General features: G+C 39.4%; 14 protein-coding genes, 6 pseudogenes and 1 riboswitch. Of the genes and pseudogenes, 13 read left to right on the top strand and 7 right to left on the bottom strand.

What is annotated here, in order from left to right:
• Nucleotides 1–35 precede the first annotated feature (35 nt).
• On the bottom strand, nucleotides 36–1,007 hold the full coding sequence (locus P4S71_RS05825; protein WP_337150275.1) for a zinc transporter ZntB: 972 nt from the start codon (nucleotides 1,005–1,007) through the stop codon (nucleotides 36–38).
• A gap of 291 nt (nucleotides 1,008–1,298) precedes the next feature.
• On the opposite strand from P4S71_RS05825, the gene P4S71_RS05820 reads away from it, so the two are divergent.
• From P4S71_RS05820 to P4S71_RS05810, 3 genes are all read left to right on the top strand, one after another.
• A complete protein-coding gene (locus tag P4S71_RS05820; protein ID WP_007376500.1) occupies nucleotides 1,299–1,721 on the top strand; it encodes an ATP-dependent zinc protease family protein in 423 nt (140 codons plus the stop codon).
• 71 nt (nucleotides 1,722–1,792) lie between these two features.
• The gene (rimK, locus tag P4S71_RS05815; RefSeq protein WP_007376499.1) at nucleotides 1,793–2,698 is read left to right on the top strand and encodes a 30S ribosomal protein S6--L-glutamate ligase; all 906 of its coding nucleotides are present in this window, start codon (nucleotides 1,793–1,795) and stop codon (nucleotides 2,696–2,698) included.
• Complete coding sequence (locus P4S71_RS05810) at nucleotides 2,685–3,743, top strand: succinylglutamate desuccinylase/aspartoacylase family protein (protein ID WP_007376498.1); 1,059 nt, start codon at nucleotides 2,685–2,687, stop codon at nucleotides 3,741–3,743. The genes rimK and P4S71_RS05810 overlap by 14 nt, the downstream gene beginning before the upstream one ends.
• A gap of 85 nt (nucleotides 3,744–3,828) precedes the next feature.
• Here the strand turns inward: P4S71_RS05810 and P4S71_RS05805 are convergent, their stop codons facing one another.
• The 4 genes from P4S71_RS05805 to recQ all read right to left on the bottom strand — a co-directional run bounded on the left by P4S71_RS05805 (nucleotide 3,829) and on the right by recQ (nucleotide 8,415).
• Complete coding sequence (locus P4S71_RS05805; RefSeq protein ID WP_096793762.1) at nucleotides 3,829–4,404, bottom strand: mechanosensitive ion channel domain-containing protein; 576 nt, start codon at nucleotides 4,402–4,404, stop codon at nucleotides 3,829–3,831.
• Between the two features lie 68 nt (nucleotides 4,405–4,472).
• Nucleotides 4,473–6,176 carry a BamA/TamA family outer membrane protein gene (locus P4S71_RS05800; RefSeq protein WP_096793761.1) on the bottom strand — a complete coding sequence of 568 codons (1,704 nt, stop codon included), beginning with the start codon at nucleotides 6,174–6,176 and terminating at the stop codon, nucleotides 4,473–4,475.
• A 123-nt stretch (nucleotides 6,177–6,299) separates the two neighbouring features.
• Nucleotides 6,300–6,584 (bottom strand): DUF3630 family protein, encoded by a 285-nt coding sequence (locus P4S71_RS05795; protein WP_096793760.1) that lies wholly within the window; start codon nucleotides 6,582–6,584, stop codon nucleotides 6,300–6,302.
• Between the two features lie 7 nt (nucleotides 6,585–6,591).
• Nucleotides 6,592–8,415 (bottom strand): DNA helicase RecQ, encoded by a 1,824-nt coding sequence (recQ, locus tag P4S71_RS05790; RefSeq protein ID WP_337150274.1) that lies wholly within the window; start codon nucleotides 8,413–8,415, stop codon nucleotides 6,592–6,594.
• A 133-nt stretch (nucleotides 8,416–8,548) separates the two neighbouring features.
• Between recQ and P4S71_RS05785 the strand changes: the two genes are divergently transcribed.
• Together P4S71_RS05785 and rarD are read left to right on the top strand one after the other, a co-directional pair.
• Entirely contained in the window at nucleotides 8,549–9,004 is a 456-nt protein-coding gene (locus P4S71_RS05785; RefSeq protein WP_007376493.1) for a thioesterase family protein, read from the top strand.
• Between the two features lie 54 nt (nucleotides 9,005–9,058).
• A pseudogene (gene rarD, locus P4S71_RS05780) lies at nucleotides 9,059–9,981 on the top strand (EamA family transporter RarD).
• 5 nt (nucleotides 9,982–9,986) lie between these two features.
• Here rarD and P4S71_RS05775 read toward each other — a convergent pair.
• Nucleotides 9,987–11,221, bottom strand: a pseudogene (locus P4S71_RS05775) (diguanylate cyclase).
• Between the two features lie 86 nt (nucleotides 11,222–11,307).
• Nucleotides 11,308–11,682: a DUF413 domain-containing protein gene (locus P4S71_RS05770; protein WP_008136380.1), complete on the bottom strand. Its 375-nt coding sequence runs from the start codon at nucleotides 11,680–11,682 to the stop codon at nucleotides 11,308–11,310.
• 91 nt (nucleotides 11,683–11,773) lie between these two features.
• Here P4S71_RS05770 and P4S71_RS05765 point away from each other — a divergent pair, with 91 nt between their 5' ends.
• The 8 genes and pseudogenes from P4S71_RS05765 to ung all read left to right on the top strand — a co-directional run bounded on the left by P4S71_RS05765 (nucleotide 11,774) and on the right by ung (nucleotide 19,865).
• Nucleotides 11,774–12,646, top strand: a complete 873-nt coding sequence (locus P4S71_RS05765; protein WP_033031370.1) for a LysR family transcriptional regulator — start codon at nucleotides 11,774–11,776, stop codon at nucleotides 12,644–12,646.
• Between the two features lie 166 nt (nucleotides 12,647–12,812).
• A complete protein-coding gene (locus P4S71_RS05760) occupies nucleotides 12,813–13,745 on the top strand; it encodes a porin (protein ID WP_337150273.1) in 933 nt (310 codons plus the stop codon).
• Nucleotides 13,746–13,786: 41 nt separating this feature from the next.
• Nucleotides 13,787–13,938, top strand: a riboswitch (cobalamin riboswitch).
• A gap of 512 nt (nucleotides 13,939–14,450) precedes the next feature.
• Nucleotides 14,451–15,263 (top strand): ABC transporter ATP-binding protein, encoded by an 813-nt coding sequence (locus P4S71_RS05755; RefSeq protein WP_337150272.1) that lies wholly within the window; start codon nucleotides 14,451–14,453, stop codon nucleotides 15,261–15,263.
• A pseudogene (locus P4S71_RS05750) lies at nucleotides 15,250–16,185 on the top strand (FecCD family ABC transporter permease); the annotation flags it as partial. The gene P4S71_RS05755 and the pseudogene P4S71_RS05750, both read left to right, overlap by 14 nt.
• Before the next feature lie 87 nt (nucleotides 16,186–16,272).
• On the top strand, nucleotides 16,273–17,757 hold the full coding sequence (locus P4S71_RS05745) for a cobyric acid synthase (protein ID WP_337151598.1): 1,485 nt from the start codon (nucleotides 16,273–16,275) through the stop codon (nucleotides 17,755–17,757).
• Nucleotides 17,735–18,348: pseudogene (gene cobO, locus P4S71_RS05740) on the top strand (cob(I)yrinic acid a,c-diamide adenosyltransferase). The gene P4S71_RS05745 and the pseudogene cobO overlap by 23 nt, the downstream one beginning before the upstream one ends.
• A pseudogene (locus P4S71_RS05735) lies at nucleotides 18,348–19,207 on the top strand (cobalamin-binding protein). Before cobO ends, P4S71_RS05735 begins: the two co-directional pseudogenes overlap by 1 nt.
• Nucleotides 19,204–19,865, top strand: a pseudogene (gene ung, locus P4S71_RS05730) (uracil-DNA glycosylase). The pseudogenes P4S71_RS05735 and ung overlap by 4 nt, the downstream one beginning before the upstream one ends.
• Nucleotides 19,866–19,886 lie beyond the last annotated feature (21 nt).

Genomic DNA, 19,886 nt, shown 5'->3' with positions numbered 1-19,886 from the left:
GGCTTTTATACTCGTTGATAGTATATGAATTTAATTTATAACCATTTTTTGTTTTTAAAGTAAATGCCAATACTGCCCGTTAATACGATTAAAAAAACCACAAATAACGTAAATGCATATGGACTCTCTGTGCCAGGTATGCCCCCTACGTTCACACCTAATAAGCCAGTTAAAAACCCCAGAGGTAAGAATAAAGCAGCGACAACCGACATCACATACATTCGTTGGTTTAACTGCTCAGAGACTTGGTTGGTGATTGTTTGCTGAATGATTTGCGCCCGTTCAATGGAGCTGTCTAGTTCCTCAAGGTAGCGAATTAGTAAGTTTGTAGTCTCATTTAGTTTTGCTTTATCGTCATCTAACAGCCACGGGTAGTGATTATTGACCATTGAACTAAGGGCTTCTTTTTGCGGTTTTAAATAACGTTTCAAGGCAATTGCTTGACGACGTAATTGTGATAGGCCTTGGTTATCAAACTTTTTACTTGGCTCATCTATTTCTTCTTCAAACTCGTCGAGTGTCTCATCTAGTGAGTCGATAACGCTTTGCATGCGAGAGGTTAGTTTTTGTGTAATAGAACATACTAGCTCAGAAATATTACATGGGCCTGTATTAGTGTGAAATGTCGTGAGAATGTCTTGTATTGACAATAAGCGGCGTTTACGTGTGGTAATCACAATATCTTGGTTAATGAAAAGACGAATTGACACCATGTCTTCTGGGCTTTGTGCTGGGTTTAAATTAATGCCACGCAAAAATAGCATATGACCGTTAGTTGCAGATGTAATACGTGGGCGAGTCTCATCTGCGGTTAACGACTCTAGCTCGTAATCGGTTAAAAACTCACAATTTTTAAGCCATGTAACGACTTCTGTTTGACTGTAATCCATGTGTACCCAAAGCTTACCCTGTCCAGGTTTCCAATTATGTAGTTCATCAGTGTTTGAAATGGGGCGTGCACCACCTCGTTCGTCAAGAACTAGGGCGTGGAGTAAACCATTAATCATATTAGTTTCTCATAATAGTGTATTTTTAATACTGTTAACTATAGTGTATCTACTTAATCAAAATAGACTTATCTTTATTTTTAATAAGTTAGTTTTTAAATTAATAAAGCATAAATTTGGTGTGAATTAAATTGCTAGCAAACCAAGATAGTTAACTGTGCAGTAGAAAAATATAGTGAAGTTTGCGGTCGATATTTATCAATCAAATTCACTTGTCGACGGGATAAATTTATTTTGTTGGTGTTTTTTTACCTGTAGCGTATAAGTCACTTTTTTATTAAGGGCACATTTATGACGACAAAGATCACTATTGGTTGGCGTGAGTGGTTGAGCTTACCTGAACTGGGTATTGAGCGAATAAAAGCTAAAATTGATACAGGCGCTCGTACATCATGTATTCATGCTATTAACATTGAAGAGTACGAAGTTGATGGAGAAAAATGGGTTAAGTTTACAGCCCAGCCATTGCAAGATGATGAACAAACGAAAATCACTTGTAATGCAAAGGTTAAAAAAATAAAAAACGTAACAAGCTCAAGTGGACAAAAAGAATTACGTTATTTTATAGAAACAACATTGCATGCGGGTAAGCATAGCTGGCCTATAGAGATGACTTTAACCAGTCGAGCAACAATGAAGTTTAGAATGTTATTAGGGCGTACAGCCATGGAAAATCGTGTCATTGTTGACACGGCTTTATCTCATTTATTATAAAAGTATTGAATTTTATGTCTGAAAATCAGCCATAAATAATTAATGCATACAATTTAGTTAAGGTTTTAACTATGAAAATCGGTATTTTATCTCGTAACAAAAAATTATATTCAACACGTCGTTTAATCGAAGCGGCAGAAGCGCGTGGCCATGAAGTTAAAGTAATCGACGCACTACGCTGCTATATGAATATAAATTCAGAGCAACCAGAAATTCACTATCGCGGTGAAAATTTAAAAGAATTTGACGCAATCGTCCCGCGTATTGGTGCATCGGTTACATTTTATGGTTGCTCGGTACTTCGTCAGTTTGAAATGATGGGTGTCTACCCTGTAAACGAATCCGTGGCAATTTCTCGTTCGCGCGACAAATTGCGCTCGCTTCAGTTACTTTCGCGCAAAGGCGTTGGTATGCCAGTAACAGGTTTTGCTAGCAAACCAGATGATGTAAAAGACTTACTAGAAATGGTAGGCGGTGCACCTGTTGTAATTAAATTACTTGAAGGTACACAGGGCATTGGTGTTGTACTTGCTGAGACGCGTAAAGCGGCTGAAAGTGTTATTGAAGCATTTATGGGCTTAAAAGCTAATATTATGGTTCAGGAATATATTAAAGAGGCAGGTGGTGCAGATATTCGTTGTTTCGTATTGGGCGATAAAGTAATTGCAGCAATGAAGCGCCAAGCACAAGAAGGTGAGTTCCGTTCTAATCTTCACCGTGGTGGTAGCGCGACATTAGTACGTATTACTCCTGAGGAGCGTAAAACAGCAGTTGCAGCCGCTAAATCAATGGGCTTAAATGTGGCTGGTGTCGATTTACTTCGCTCATCTCGTGGGCCACTTGTGATGGAAGTAAACTCATCACCTGGTCTTGAGGGTATTGAGATCGCAACAGGTAAAGATATTGCAGGTATGGTGATTGACTTCATCGAAAAGAATGCTTCAAGTAAAGGAACAGCAACACGTGGCAAAGGTTAAAATTAACCGTCCTTTTACCTTATTAGGTGAACAGATTGGCGTAGGCGAGCGTAAAACGCTTGCCTTAGAAGCCGCAAAGCTTTACACCCATTCACCACTTAATATTCCTATAGAAGTGGTGAATGGTGTAATGGAAGGGCCGGTGCTAATGGTCTGTGCTGCTATTCATGGTGATGAATTAAATGGCGTTGAAGTTGTACGCCAGTTACTTGCTAAAATAGATCCTAGTCAGTTACGTGGCACGTTAATAGCTGTGCCTATTGTAAATGTGTTTGGCTTTATTCATAAATCGCGTTACTTACCAGATCGACGTGATATGAACCGCAGTTTTCCAGGTTCTGAACGTGGCTCGTTAGCAGGACGTATGGCTTATATGTTTTTTAATCAAGTAGCAGTACATTGTACGCATATCATTGATTTACATACGGGGGCTATTCACCGAACTAATTTGCCACAAATTCGTGCTAATTTAGCAGATGAAGCAACAGCTGAAATGGCTAAAGCATTTGGCACGCCAGCGGTTATAGATGCATCACTGCGTAATGGCTCTCTTCGCAGCGAAGCGGCTAACTTAGGCATACCTGTTATAACCTATGAAGCAGGTGAAGCACTACGATTTGATCCTATTGCAATTGCAGCCGGTGTGCAGGGCGTTGATTATGTTATGCGTCACTTAAAAATGATTCGTGGCAAACGCCCGAAAAAATTACCAGATCCGATTATTGCAGGTTCTACAAGTTGGATACGCGCAGAAGTTGATGGCATTGTTCGTGCTCAAGTATCATTGGGCGAACGTGTAATTAAGGGCCAAATACTTGCTTATATTAGTAGTCCGTTGGGTGACTCTGAACTTGAGCTTTTAGCACCTAAAGGTGGGATTGTTATTGGCCAACAAACGATGCCATTAGTAAATGAGGGCGATGCAGTCTTTCATCTAGCTTACTTTGCGAGTGACAATGGTTTAGTTGAGCAGCAGCTAGAGAGCTTTATAGACGAAATAAATGATTTAGATGACGAACTTAAAACTGCGGAACTAAATAATTAATCGTTAACCTAAGTTCTGTTTAGTTAAGCATTAAAAAGCCGCAGAAGGTAATTACCTTCTGCGGCTTTTTTGTGACTATTATTTTTTAAGTATGTTTTTTAGGGCCAATAATACGCTTTATAACAGGCGTTTTTGTTGGTTTTGGTTCTTTATTTAAAACCATGACAGGGCGCGTCACAAATAAATTGTTAGGATAAATAACACGATGGCCATCAATGTGTTCAAGTACTACATTCATCAAACCCATTTCGACAATGCGACCTTCAACATGATTCGCGCCATCAATAATTCGTACCCAATAACCAACGCGGCAGTCGTTTTGAATAAACATTAATAAGAATGCAGTTAAGTTACTTAATAACGACCATGCGGCAAAAAGTGCAACACCTAGCATGGCAAATAATGAGGAGCCAAGTACAAGTAAGCCACGTAATTCAATGCCCCAAAATACCAGTACTAAGCATATCATTACACAGGCAAGTATTATTTTAAGCAGTAGTTCTGCGCGCGATTTGTGATGTAAATCTACTTTACCCTTAATGGTTTTTTCGAGAAGCTTTTTAGTCAGCTTTAATAGCAACGGATAAAGTAGTAAGGCGATTAGGGTCACAATCAGTTTATATTGTGTACCAAAAAAATCTAAAATCTCTAACGGTTCCAAAATACATTCTCATATGGGGAGTAAGTAATTAATTAGTTTAACGTTTTAAGATGATGCGAAATAGTTATTTAAAAAGATTTTTTCACATTAACTAACCATTGTACTGAGTCTACATCGTCATAACTATCAAGCGGTGCGGCGATGTCAATGTGGATCATAGTACCTGCGTTAGCTCTGCTTGGGGCTAAGCGTAAACCTATGCCAACATTTTTAAGTACGTGATCGTTCTCGCCATTATCTTTGTCGTTAAACCACGCTCGGCCAACGTCAATAAACCCAGCGCCACCTACTTTAAATAGCTGAAGCAAATCGTACTCCCAATAATAGCGTTTTTCTAAACTAACTAAAAAACTGCGATCGCCGTGTTGATAATCCATAGGGTAGCCTCGTAAACCAGTTTCACCACCCAAAGTAAGTTGTTGGTCGGCAGTTAAGTTTTTAGCATATTGCAAACGCCCTTTTACATACCACGATTGATCAACACTGGTGTTTAAGTAGTATTGAATTTGACTAGTGGCCCTAAAGTTTTCTAATTGTTTGTGTTCTTTATTCCAATATCCTTCAATGTCAGTGTTAAAACGCCATAGAGTATTATCGCCAGAAAAATGTGCTTTTTTAAAATTTAATGAATAAATAGCACGACTATCATCATCACTCAAAGATTCATCAGAGTAACCAACAAGGGCTTTAACATTCCAGCCTAGGTTTAAATCTTCAGTGCGGTACATACTGTCGAAATTGCGTACTTTTATAAAGTTATCTTCAAACCAGTGGCCGCTTATAAATGGGTAACTTAAACTTCTGTCATCGGCAAGTGGTGCAAAGGTGGTGTCTATAGCTTCAAAGGTATGCTGCTCGTCGGTATAACCTAAGGTTAAGCGCTGGGTCCAGTTATTATTAAGCGCTTTAGAGTGCCCTATAAATGCACTGGTTAAATCGCTAGTTTGATCAAATTCGCTAAACTCTTCGCCGCGTTTATATAATGACTCTTCGCGCTGTTCTGAATAGCTTAAAATACCGTAACTAAGAGGGGTGTCAATTGCGTAAAATGGATAGGTTAACTCAAGTAAATGGCGCTTGCCATCGCTGTTATCGGCGTACTCTAGACGGCCGCGGTAGCGAGTAGATAAAATATTAGGATCGTCGTAAACAAATAAGTAACCACTGCGGTCGCTATCGGTAGTGCGTGAAAACGATAGGCGTTTACCCCAACCAAAGAGGTTTGATTCTCTAAAGCCAATGCTTGATTTATTTTCACCACCGCTGCGGCTAAAGTTTATTTCAGGTAGAAGCGTCCATAAATCACGAGTCACTACCTTTACATCAATGTCACCATCGCAGTTCTCAGTTGCACTAATTTGGGCGTCATATAAGTAACTTTCTTTGCGTAGGAGGCGTTCTGATTCAGCTAATTTTTTAGCATCATATTTATCGCCGGTGGCAAACAGTAGGAGGTTATTAATTACATCCGGTTCGGTTTGAATATGTGCGCGGTTGGCAAAGCGAAATAATGCATTATTTTCTTCTTCGAGTTCGGTATTAAATACATTGAGTTGCTTAAGTGAAATAGTGGCAATTTTAGCATTGGGTTTAGCGCTTACAATGGAGATATCGTCGTTGAGTTGGCGGCGTAAGTTTTTATTATTAGAGTGGTCTAACTTTTCAACTTGGCAACGAGTATTATCATGAGTTTGTGCTAATGCACTTTGCATGGATAAGGCTAAAATACTTAAGCTAATACAGTACTGTGTGATCCATTTCTTAGTTACCATTCAAACCCTTTACTGCTACGTAGCAAATTACTACCGTAATATCAGCTTACATCATAGTTACTAAAATGTAAGTTAAAAGTATTGAGTTTGAAAATTAAATATAACGACTTTGAACTAAAGCCGCTAACTTAAATAAAAGGTGAGTGCAGCAAGTAGATGATCGGCCTCAGTGCCTTCTCCATTTATCCAAATACTTTGGCTGTAGTGCTCATAGTTTAAATTAAAGGTTTGCTGCTGGTAGCTAAAGCGAACTCGATGACGGTCAGCACCAGCAGAATACTCGTTGAGCGTTATATCGTCTGAATGTAAAAATAATGTACTCCACAGCTCAAAGTCTTCATCATGCGGAGGCTCGATGGGCGTAATTACAATACATTTATGAGTATGGTCGTATTCTATTTTTGTCATAATGCTCTTAATTTGTAGCTAAGTAATTACGAATTGTAGTTAAAAAGGCGCCGCCATATTTATTTAATTTAGTGAAACCAACTCCCGACACTTTTAAAAACTCACTGTCATTTGTTGGCATAAGCTGCGCCATTTCAGCCAAGGTTTTATCATTAAATACTACATACGGTGGTACATCGTCGGCATCAGCAAGTTCTTTACGCAGTGCTCTTAAGCGGGCAAAGAGCTTTTTATCATAATTAAATTGCGCTAATTTATCTTGGTACACGTGCTTGGCTTGCAGGCGAGGTTCAGCCAATTGCAAAGCATATTCACTTTTTAAAATTGCACGCGCGGCTTCTGTTAATCTAAGAGACGCACCTTGTGTTATATCTTGGCTTAGTAAACCCTGATGAATAAGTTGACGTAAAATACTAAGCCAAAATTCACTGCTTTTATCTTTACCGATACCGTAAGTACTTAACTCATGATGGTTGTTATCGCGTATGCGGCTCGTGTTTGCACCGCGAAGTAATTCTACAATATAACCTAGGCCAAAACGTTGCTCAGCTCTATATACGCACGAAAGCGCTTGCTGTGCGACTAACGTACCATCAAAGCTTTTAGGTGGGTTTAAGCAGATATCACAGTTGCCACAAGGTTCGCGCTGGTATTCACTAAAGTAGTTTAGCAATATTTGGCGGCGACACGTTTGTGCTTCAGCAAAGCTAGCCATGGCGTTAAAGCGTTGTTCTTCTACACGGCGACGTTGTTCGTCATCAATGTCTTCAAAAAAGCGCCTTACACGGCCAATATCAGCCGGATCAAAATACATGATGGCTTCTGCGGCAAGGCCATCTCGCCCAGCTCGTCCTGTTTCTTGATAGTACGACTCTATACTTTTTGGAATATCGTAATGCAATACAAAGCGTACGTTAGGTTTATTAATCCCCATACCAAAAGCAACAGTTGCTACTACAATTTGAATGTCGTCGCGGGCAAACCCAGTTTGCACAAATTGTCGTTGTTCGTTACTCATACCCGCATGGTAAGCGGCAGCGTTTAGCCCTGCGTCTGCAAGTTTTTCAGCAATGTCGTCTACGCGCTTACGACTGGTGCAATAAATAATACCGCTTTGGTTTTTTTGCTCTTTTAAGTAGCGAAGCAGTTGCACCATAGGTTTAAATTTTTCTTCTATGGTGTAACGAATATTGGGACGATCGAAGCTACCAGTATGAATATAAGGCTGCTGTAGTTTGAGTTGCTCAACGATATCAAACCGGGTCGCTTTATCAGCCGTGGCGGTAAGCGCCATCATAGGAACATGTGCAAAACGTTGCTTTAATTCGTTTAAGCGAAAGTAATGAGGTCTAAAATCGTGACCCCAATGCGACACACAGTGCGCTTCGTCAATGGCAAATAAGCTCACATTTAAATGCGATAAACGCTCTAAAAAGTCACGCTGCAATACTTTTTCAGGCGCAACATATAATAGTTTAATTAAACCTTGGTGAAGTTGTTGATACACCAATTGCTGTTCTTCTCGCGCTAAGCTGTTATTAACGTAAGCGGCTTTTACGCCAAGTGCTTGGAGTTGCGTTACCTGATCTTGCATTAGCGATATAAGCGGAGATATAACAATGGTTACGCCTTCAAGCACTAAAGCGGGTATTTGATAACACACAGATTTTCCACCACCTGTGGGTAGCAATACAAGCGAGTCATGCCCATTTATAGCTGCATCAATAACTGCTTTTTGACCGTCGCGAAATTCGCTGTAGCCAAACACTTGTTTGAGGACAGTTTCTGGTTTACGCACAAGCGTACTAGAAGGTGGTGTTAATGTATTCATTGGCGGGTATTTTAGTGGTTTTTTAACGAGAAGTCTTTAGCTGAGTTACTTGATGAATTATTTAAGTGGAGTCTCGTAGTTTTACACTATGTATGTTTTACTCATCTTACCAGTTTTGGCATAGAGAATAATAATGAATAAAGAAATGTTAATTGAACAAGTTGGGGCGTTGTTTGTAAATGGCATGCCGTTTAATCAGTTTTTACAAATATCGGTAGAATCACTGAGTCCTGAACAAGCAAAAATTACCTTTCCTTGGCAGGATGTATTTATTGGTAATCCAGCGCAAAAAATATTACACGGAGGCGTTATTTCAGCCGTGCTTGATAATGTGGGAGGAATGCTTGCTGCAGCAAGTGTGATTGATAAATTAACAGACTTAGATATTGGTAGTGTGCAAGCGAGGCTAGCTACGCTTGGAACCATCGATTTACGCACCGATTATTTACGCCCAGGCAAAGGCGAAGTGTTCACCGCGAGTGCAACGCTTATTCGTTCAGGCAACAAAGTGTGTGTATGTCGAATGGAGTTACATAATGAAAAAGCTATTCAAATTGCGTTTGGTACTGGTACGTATTTAGTTGGATAAACAATCCATGGAGAGTAAACTAGCGACCTTTTAGTATCACTAAGTGTTTTTATTATGTCGATTGATACAGAGCAGCGTAAAGGCGCTGTTTTTGCTTGCCTAGCATTTGTGATGTGGGGGTTAGCACCTATATACTTTAAATTTATCCAGCATGTGTCAGCTTTTGAAATATTAATGCATCGCGTTGTTTGGTCTGTCGTTTTTTTAGTACTTGTGGTAAGTATTCTTAAATATTGGCACAAAATAAAGCGTATTATTGTTCAGCCCAAACTAGTGTTAATGCTTGTTATTACTTCAGCGTTACTGGGATTTAATTGGGGGCTTTTCATATGGGCGATAAATAATAACCATATGCTGGATGCAAGCTTGGGGTATTACATAAACCCATTGTTAAATGTATTGCTGGGTATGCTTTTTTAGGCGAGCGTTTACGTAAGTTTCAGGGCGTTGCCGTTGCACTCGCGTTTTCGGGAGTATTATTGCAACTCGTTAGCTTTGGCTCGTTTCCGGTAGTTGCTTTTTCATTGGCAATATCATTTGCACTTTATGGCTTATTACGTAAAAAACTCCCCGTTGAAGCTCTACCAGGGATATTGCTTGAGGCACTTATATTATTACCTGTAGCGCTTGTTTATTGGTGGTTAATGGCGCCTTCTGACACATCAAGCCTTCCCGCTAACGATTGGCATACTAATGCGTTACTAATTAGCGCGGGCATTATAACTACATTACCGTTATTGTGTTTTACTGGCGCAGCTAAACGTTTGCAATACACTACATTGGGCTTTTTTCAGTACATTGGGCCAAGCTTAATGTTTATGCTCGCAGTGGTGTTTTACGGTGAGGTATTTGATGCAGAAAGGTTAGTTACATTTGCATGTATTTGGAGTGCGCTTGCTATATTTAGTTGGGATTCTTACTATCAATCACGCAAACGAAAAAAAGCGGCAGTGGCGACAGCACAAGTGGCTAGTTAACTATTTTAGCTAATAATTTTGTTACGGCCAGTTTCTTTTGCATCATAAAGTTTTAAGTCGGCCTGTTTTAATAGTTCATCAATTTGATAAACAGGCCCTGACGAAAAACCAATAGAAATAGTGAATCTAATGTTGGCTTTACTAAATTGTTGGCTATTAGCTTCTATAAAATACCTAAATCCTTCAAGTTTTTTGAGCGCTTCTTGTTTATCGGTATCGGCAAAATAAACAGCAAACTCTTCGCCCCCAAGCGTGCTACTAAATACTTTTTAAAGTATTTGCTAAAACAAATAGATAAACCTTTTAATACTTCGTCGCCTGCATCGTGGCCATAGGTATCATTAATTGCTTTAAAGTGATCGATATCAAGCATAGCTAATGCGCCATTACCGTTATCAAGTTCAATTTTTTTAAGGGATTTTCTAGCCTCTTCAAAAAAGTAACGACGATTGGGGATTTTTGTGAGGTAGTCTGTATTAGCTTGGTTTTTTATGGTTGCTAAAAGCGTTAACATATCGACATTTTGGCTTAATCGACAATAAAACTCCTCACTATTGAAAGGTTTATGTAGGTAATCATTTGCCCCATTTTTTAAGAATAAGGTAGATAAATCTGAAGAGTCAGCGCCTGAAATGCCAATTATTGCTTTTTCATCGTTATCATATAAACGCCTGATTTCTGTGCATAGTTCATCGCCGTTCATATTAGGCATTTCATTATCAGTGATAATAACGGAGATATCAGGTGATGCTTCAAGCATAACAAGTGCTTGTTTACCATCTTCAGCTTGTAAAGTTTGATATTTATGACGGGTTAACAAGCTACATATATACTGTCGTGTGGATAAAGAGTCGTCAACAACGAGTACTTTTACATTTTCGTTTCGAGGTAGTCGTAATAGCTGTTTTTCGAGATACTGATACGCTTGTTTATTTTCTTTGATGATGTAGTCAATTATAGGGTATTTTTCTACTGTATCGCGTGTTTTTTTATCAATATTACCCGTCATTACAATCGTTGGAATTTCAGCAGCGATAGCACAAGGAATTGCTTCGCCATTAGGCGCATCAGGTAAAATAAAGTCAACTACAGCACAAAAGTAGCTATTTTTACTGATAAGCTCTTTTGTTTGAGTTAGAGATTCAGCTATATCTACTTCATAACCCGCTTTAAGCGCGATGTGTTTTTGCACCCGCGCTATTGTAGGCGTATCTTCAACTATTAGTATTCTTCGCGTCACGTCACAACCTTGTTTATATTTTTGCAAAAGTATTTGCTTATACAAGTTGTAACTGCTAAAACGCAAAAAGCAAATAAGTGAAGAGCTTATAGGTTATCTGCTTCAGAATAATACTCTTGGCTTATAGGAGCTGGCCCTGATATTTTTGAGCGCCCAAATAGGGTATGAAACTTACTCTTACATGTTGTAAGTTTAAGGTATTTAATCCAAGCACGCTCAATCGGATTTGTTGGCTCTAAAGTCCCCATTGCTACGGCTAAAAATTGTTCTTGGTGTTCGTTTTGTGGCTCAATAGTTTTATTGTGTAAGCCTTTTAAAACAACGCCATGTTGGTCTAATATGCTGGCTTCTAATAAGGTGAAGTTTCCACTACGGCTAAAACCGCGTGGGAAGTTGTGATCATCATAAAACTGACGTTGGCTAACAAATGCTTGACGAAGTAGTGAAATATCATTGCTCATAGCTTTATCCTCATGCCTTAGTAATTAGCTGGAGTATGATGCAAGTTTGGCAATTTATTAAACAAGTTATTTTTATCGTGAGGATAAAAAATTGGATATAGATTTATTAAAAACATTTGTTGAAGTTGTGCGTACACGTCACTTTGGTAAAGCGGCCGAAAACCTTTATATCACCCAATCTGCGGTGAGCTTTAGGATTCGTCAGCTAGAGCAGGGACTTGGGGTTAATTTATTTATACGCCAGCGTAATAATATTCAACTTACAGCGCCGGGTGAGCGTTTGTTGCCACATGCTCAAATGATTATTACGGGTATGCAACGCGCCAAAGTAGATGTTGCGCTTGCCGATAATATGCATAAGCAAATTAGCTTAGCAGGAACGCCTAATATTTGGGATGCTTTTTTACAGTTTGGTATAACAAATATTGTATCGGCGATGCCGGGCGTGTCATTAGTCGCAGAAGTTAAAGCACAACAAGAAAGCACTCGGTTGCTATTAGAGCGAACTCTCGATTTAGCCATTTTATTTGATCCGCCTAAAGTAGATGAATTAGTAGTAGAGCGAATTTGTGAACTGCCTATTATTCCAGTGAGTGGCTATGATACTGCAACTAACGAAAACTTTTTTGATAACCAATATGTATATGTTGATTGGGGAACAACTTTTTCACTTTGGCATGCGCGTCAGTTTACAGGTAAAACGCCGCCTTACTTCAGAACAAGTACTGGTCGTATAGCACTTGATTTAATATTACAGTGCGGCGGGAGTGCGTTTATTCCTCAAGTACTTGTAGAGCATCATTTAAATAAAGGTGATTTATTTCATGTTAAAGATGTAAAAAATACGTCACGAGATGTATTTATTGCCTATCATAGAGATAATGAACAGAAAGAATTAATAGAAACGTTGGTAAATTTGTTATCACAAATGACACCTAGCTTGACGCTGGAGCCTAATTTATAGGTACAAATGAGTTGCTGAGTATCGATGTTATTTTGATTTCATATTTAATGCACTTTTATTAATTTAAAATTACAGAAATATTTCGATTGTAATATTTCTGTAATTTTACAGTGACAAACTGCTGCTGTTTTAAAATTAGTCTTTTGTGATTATCCAAGGAAATAACATGAAATTTGTAAAATCGAGCTTATGTTTAGCGCTATTAAGTGGCTTATCTTTTAATGTTCTTGCTGATGTAGACGTTTATGGCAAAGCTAATGTAACTATTCAATCATCTGATGACGGTGAAGGGTCGTTCACTGAAATTAAAAGTAATAATTCTCGCTTTGGTCTTAAAGGTTCTGAAAAAATAACAGAGGGCTTAGAGGCTGTTTATAAATTTGAGTTTCAAGTTGACGTATCTGATGCGGACTCAAAGGGTGATAATGATGACAATATTTCTGCGCGTAACCAATATATAGGATTAAAAGGTGCATTTGGCCAAGTTGTTGTTGGTCGACACGATACTGCACTTAAGTTATCTCAAGGTAAAGTTGATTTATTTAGCGACCTTGAAGGCGATATTAAAAGTATATTTAAAGGCGAAAACCGTTTAGGTGATTCTGTTACTTATTCATCAAATACTTACGAAGATTTTAGAATACTTGCTACTTTTATTGCAGAAGATGATGAAGATGCAAAAAATGGCTATTCACTAGGACTTACTTATGGCGATTCTTCACTTAAAAAGAGTAAAGTATATGCATCAATTGGTGTTGATAGTGAAGTAAATGGCTACGATGTAGTTCGTGCAACTGTTCAAGGTAAAATTAATGATTTTAAAGTAGGCGCAATGTACCAAACACAAGAAAAAGTAGACGGCAGCGCAGAGGCTGACGGGTACTTATTAAGTGCAGCTTACATAATGGGAAACAATACATTTAAAGTGCAATACCAAACTATGGATTTTGACGACAGCGATGATAAGTCAGCAATCTCAGTAGGTGTTGATCACAAGTTAAATAAAAATATTAAAGTATTTGGTTTTTACTCGGGCTTCGACATGGACAACAACGTTGACCAAGATTACTTAGGCTTAGGTATGGAATACAAGTTTTAACTATTCGCTAAATTAGTTAAAACACTCCTTTTAACCGCACTCTTTTGAGTGCGGTTTTTTTTGCTTTAAATTATTTACTTAGCCGCCCATAATAGAGCTTAATTTGGAATGAGGTGCGAGTCCTCGACTGTTCCCGCAACTGTAATTAGCGCAAAGCTTTAAGTCAGATACAAATGGTATAGTACCAATTTTATTAAAAACATGATCTTTTTAGTGAATTAAATAACTTACTAACTTCGTTAAAAATTATTCATATAGAACAACTATATGTCATAATTTCCGCCTTGTTATTAAGCTGTTTATTTGTCGCTATAATAAATCACTAATTTAATGCAATTGGTATGAATTCTTTTAACGAGCGGGTTTACTCATTTTTCTTGTAGTGCATTAGTATTTTTATCGCATTTTTAGTGAGTTTAACCTAGGGTCTGTTGAACTTTGCGGATTAAAATTTGTTCAAACTAGGGGCTATTTAATCGCGGCGCGAGGTTTGTAACCTAGTGGGCTAAGTAAAAACCGAGCAACAAAGAGTAAATAGCCCCTAGGAAGAACCCTTTGGGCAGCGCCTGTTTGGCATTAATGCTACGTTATCGCCCATTTATGGGGAATAACCACACTACATAGGCTCTGCCTTGCCTAAATACCAAACAGACTGTTGCAAATTTAACCTTGAAAGATCAACAGACCCTAGCCTAGGACTGACTATTGCACACTCAAACGCCATTAAATACACCATTACTAAACGTTAAAAACGTATCGTGGGGTATTGGCAATAAAACGATTCTCAAAAAAATAGACCTTAAAATAACTACAGGTAAATTTGTTGGTTTGATTGGCCCCAATGGCGCTGGTAAATCGAGCTTATTGCGTTGTTTATATCGTTTTAGTAAACCCAGTGATGGCGTTGTAGAATTTAACAACACCGATATTTGGCAATTAAAAAGCGATGAGTACGCAAAAAAAGTAGCGGTTGTTTTACAAGAAACTCCGTCGCAATTTAACTTAAGTGTATTTGACGTTATTGCGCTTGGGCTAACGCCTCATAAATCGCTATTTAGCTCAGTAACTAACATTGATAAACAAAAAATCACCCAAGCTATCAACACTGTAGGGTTGGCAGATCATAGCGAACAAAGCTTTGAGTCACTTTCGGGTGGTGAAAAGCAACGTGCCTTGATAGCCCGTGCGATAGTCCAGCAACCTCAGCTGTTAATAATGGACGAACCAACTAGCCATTTAGATGTTAAATATCAAATACAGGTAATGGAGCTTGCTAAATCGTTGGGTGTAACGGTGTTTGCATCGTTTCATGATTTAAACTTAGCCTCTGCAATGTGCGATGAACTAGTGGTTATTAAAAACGGTGAAATTACGCATACAGGCGCGCCAAGTGAGGTATTAACCGAAAACATGCTAGGCAACGTTTTTGGTGTCTGCGCCCAAGTAAATAACCACCCGCAATTATCGAAGTCGGGAAATAGCATTCCTCATATTACTTACTTTTATGGCTACAAATAACATGAGCACTGTTAATACTCGCCAATCACTAGCGCTATTTATAATTGCTTCAGCTGCTTTATTTAGCTTATTTGCAGCACTTAGTTTTGGCGCAGCAGATACCTCACTTCAAGACGTACTTAATAGTTTTTTACTCTCAAATGAGGCGTCTTTTAATATGCGTATTATTTTTGAACTAAGAATGCCACGCACATTACTCGCCTTTTTAGCAGGCTCTGGCTTAGCAATTGCGGGGCTTATTTTACAAACGGTAACGCGCAACCCTTTAGCCGATCCTTACTTATTTGGTATATCGTCGGGTGCCTCATTTGGCGTGGTGTTACTTATGGCGCTAGCAGGTATTAGCGCAGGCTTTATGTTATCGGTAGCAGCATTGCTGGGCAGCTTACTCGCTATGAGTTTATTAATACTTATTGCAGGTAGGCAGCAAAGTGCACAGGTAGAATCAATGCTATTAGCTGGCGTTGCTCTGTCGTTTTTATTTAGTGCTTTTACTAGTTTGTTGCTTTATTGGAGCGATCCTCAGGCAGTAGCGGCTATTTTATTTTGGACGCTGGGCAGCTTTGCGCGTGCGCAGTGGGCTACGCTTTGGTTACCTTTATTGGTAATTACATTGTGTACGTTTGTAATGCTGAGCTTTAGAAGGCAACTCAATGCTATGTTACTTGGCGATGAAAGCGCAATTACATTAGGTGTGAGGGTTCAGCGCTTTAGAATACTTATGCTGGTTTTGAGCTCATTAATTACCGCTGTGCTGGTGGCTATGTGTGGCGGTATTGGGTTTGTAGGATTAATGATACCGCATATTGTGCGCTTTTTTATATCCCAAGGCACCATCGCTGGCTTACTGGTAACCAGCTTGGTGGGCGGTACATTTATGGTGTGGGTTGATGTACTTTCGCGCTCATTGCTTAAAAACCAAGAGCTGCCCGTAGGCGTTATTACTGCAGCTATTGGCAGCGTATTCTTTTTGAGTTTATTGTTTTTAGAAAGCGAAAGGTGTAATTCCATGAAAACCTTAATGGTGCAAGGCACTACATCAGATGCTGGTAAAAGCACTTTAGTTGCTGCCCTTTGCAGGGTGTTTGCTAAGCGAGGGGTAAAGGTTGCGCCTTTTAAACCACAAAATATGGCACTTAATAGCGCAGTAACAAAAGATGGCGGCGAAATAGGTCGTGCGCAAGCTTTGCAAGCAATAGCAGCTAAAGTAGAGCCCGAAATAGACTTTAATCCTATTTTGCTTAAACCTAATAGCGACACGGGCGCACAAGTGATTATTCACGGAAAAGCCATTAGTAATATGGAAGCGGGCAAATATCACGACTATAAAAAAGTGGCGATGGATGCGGTAATTACTTCACATAACCGCTTAGCTAAACGCTTTGAATTACTCCTTGTTGAAGGAGCAGGTAGCCCTGCTGAAATAAACCTGCGTGAAAATGACATTGCTAATATGGGGTACGCCGAAGAGGTAGATTGCCCTGTCATTATTATTGCCGATATAGATAAAGGCGGTGTGTTTGCCCATTTAGTGGGCACGCTTGCGTTGTTAAGCGAGTCAGAAAAAGCGCGTGTAAAAGGCTTTGTTATAAACCGCTTTAGAGGCGATATCAGTTTACTGCAAGGCGGGCTTGATTGGCTTGAAGAATACACAAACAAACCCGTACTTGGCGTATTACCTTATTTGCACGACCTCGCGCTTGATGCTGAGGACGCTGTCGCAATTGATAATAATGTAACCAACGCCACAATTAATATTGCAGTGCTGCTTGTGCCACACATTAGTAACCATACCGATTTTGATGCACTGCGTTTGCACCCAAACATTAATATAAATTATGTGCGCCATACGCAAACGCTCCCAGACGTTGATCTGATAATTCTCCCAGGCAGTAAAAATGTGCTGGGTGATTTAAGTTTTTTGAAAAATGAAGGCTGGGACACTCAAATTAAGCGCCACTTACGCTATGGTGGCAAAGTACTTGGTATTTGTGGCGGCATGCAAATGCTGGGCAATACAATCAACGATCCCGAGGGTATTGAATCGTCATTAAAGCAAGTAAATGGGCTTGCTCTGTGCGATTTTGAAACCACGCTGACAGCACAAAAAGTATTAACTAAAATAACCGCTACACTGCTTTTAAATAACCAATCAACACTCTGTAGTGGTTACGAAATACATGCAGGAATTAGCCAAGGTACAGCGCTTGACAAGCCATTTTTAACCTTTGATGAAAACCACCCAAATGGTTTTACGTTTGATGGCTTTATTAGCGATGATAACGCCATTGCGGGTACGTATTTACATGGCTTATTTGATGAAGCCGATGCGACATCGCAAATTTTAAAATGGGTAAAACCAAGCGCCTCAATTAACCCAATTAGTATTGCCACTCATCGCGAGCAGCAGTTAGAACGATTAGCAACCATGTGCGAAACGCATTTAAATATACAGCAAATTATCTCGATTTATGAAGGGCACAATAATGACTGAACAAAATAACGATAAGCACAAGCAGCGCCAACAAAAAGTAAAAGAACAAGTGGATGCGCGCGTTGCCGCCGCGCAAGATGTAAAAGGTATTTTTCAGGTAATTACCGGTAATGGTAAAGGTAAATCAACCTCAGGCTTTGGCGTTGTAGCACGTTGCGTAGGGCATGGAAAAAAGCAGCCGTTTGCCAATATATTAAAGGTACGTGGGAATGTGGCGAGCGTAATTTATTACAAGGTGCAGGCGTTGAGTTTGTTGTAATGAACACCGGTTTTACTTGGGATACGCAAAATAAAGAAGCCGATACCGCAGCTGCCCAAGCAACATGGCAAGAGTCAAAACGTATGCTTGCTGATAGCAGTATTGATTTAGTATTACTCGATGAGCTTACGTATATGGTGACATACGGCTACGTAGATTTAGATGAAGTAGTAACAGCGCTTAATAACCGCCCGCCAATGCAGTCAGTTATTATTACAGGGCGTGCAGCACACCGCACTTTAACCGACCTTGCCGATACAGTAAGTGAAGTGCGTAATGTAAAACATGCATTCGACTCAGGTATAAAAGCGCTAGAAGGGTTTGATTACTAATGCTTAAAGCGTTTTTTATTGGGCTACTGCTTTTTAGTGTATCGGGCAGTGCACTTGCAGAGCAGGCTAATGATTCTAAAAAGCTGAGAATAATCGCGCTTGCACCGCACATTGTCGAAAACCTATTTGCCATAGGAGCGGGCGATAATATTGTGGGCACGGTTGATTACGCCGACTACCCAGGTGAAGCCCAAAGTATTGAGCGCATAGGGGGTTATTACGGCATCTCGCTTGAAAAAGTATTGGCGCTTAAACCCGACTTAGTTATTGCGTGGAAAAGCGGAAATCAAAGCGAAGATTTAGCCCAAATAGAGCGTTTAGGTATAAAAGTATATTTGAGTAATCCCACCACAATCGCTGGTGTAGCCGACGAGTTACTTACTTTTGGTGAATTTACAGGGAATATTGAGCAAAGCCAGCAAGCGGCAAATGCATTTAAACAAAAGCTAAACGCGATTGTTAAAAGCCAGCAAGATAAAAAAATATTACCGGATTTTATCAGTTATGGGCTGAGCCCATGATGACAGTAAGTAAAAATACATGGATAAGCCAACTGATTGAAACATGCCATGTAAGTAATGTATTTGCACAGAGCGTTACAGATTACCCGCAAATTAGTATCGAAAATGTTATTGTTACTAAGCCACAAGTTATTATTATCCCTGATGAAAAATCAAAAACGCCACAGCCGGTTGTTAATTGGCAAAAGTGGCCAGAAGTACCTGCTGTTAAAAATGATCAATTTATTAGCGTAAATGCCGATTTATTACATCGTTTTACTGTGCGCATGCTAGATGGACTTGCGGATATGTGTGATAAAATAGACGCATCACGTAAACAGATTAAGAGTACACAATGAGCAATTGGGCTACATTTTTAGAAAGTGAATTACAACAACCTTACATGCAGCAAACGTTAGAGTATGTGGCTAATCGCCGCAATGAAGGTGTTGCTGTTTATCCGCCTGAAGCTCAAGTATTTAGTGCTTTTGATGCCACCGCACTTAATGACATCCGCGTTGTAATTTTAGGACAAGACCCATACCACGGAGAAGGGCAAGCGCATGGCTTGTGTTTTTCGGTATTGCCTGATGTAAAAAAGTTGCCACCGTCGCTTAAAAATATGTACAAAGAGTTAGCTGTCGATATCAGCGGATTTATTATTCCTGAGCATGGTGACCTGCAAAGCTGGGCAGATCAGGGCGTGTTTTTACTCAATACAGTATTGACCGTTGAGCAAGGGCAAGCGCATTCACATAAGCATTTAGGATGGGAGCTATTTACCGATAATGTAATTGCCCATATTAATAAGCACTGCGAAGGTGTGGTATTTATTTTATGGGGTGCACATGCACAAAAAAAGGTAAAGGCATAGATAGCACTCGCCATCATGTTTTAAAAGGGCCGCACCCATCGCCGCTTTCGGCGCATAGAGGCTTTTTTGGTTGTAGGCATTTCTCACAAACGAATGAGCTATTGCAAGCCCAAAGAGATAAGCCAATTAACTGGCAAATCTAATTTATTCCAAAGAACTCAAAT

The organism is Pseudoalteromonas sp. B62 (assembly GCF_037162565.1).
GTDB classification, from domain to species: Bacteria; Pseudomonadota; Gammaproteobacteria; order Enterobacterales; family Alteromonadaceae; genus Pseudoalteromonas; species Pseudoalteromonas fuliginea.
The sequence above is the reverse complement of the archived record's forward strand: the minus strand, read 5'-3'. Positions and strand labels throughout refer to the sequence as shown.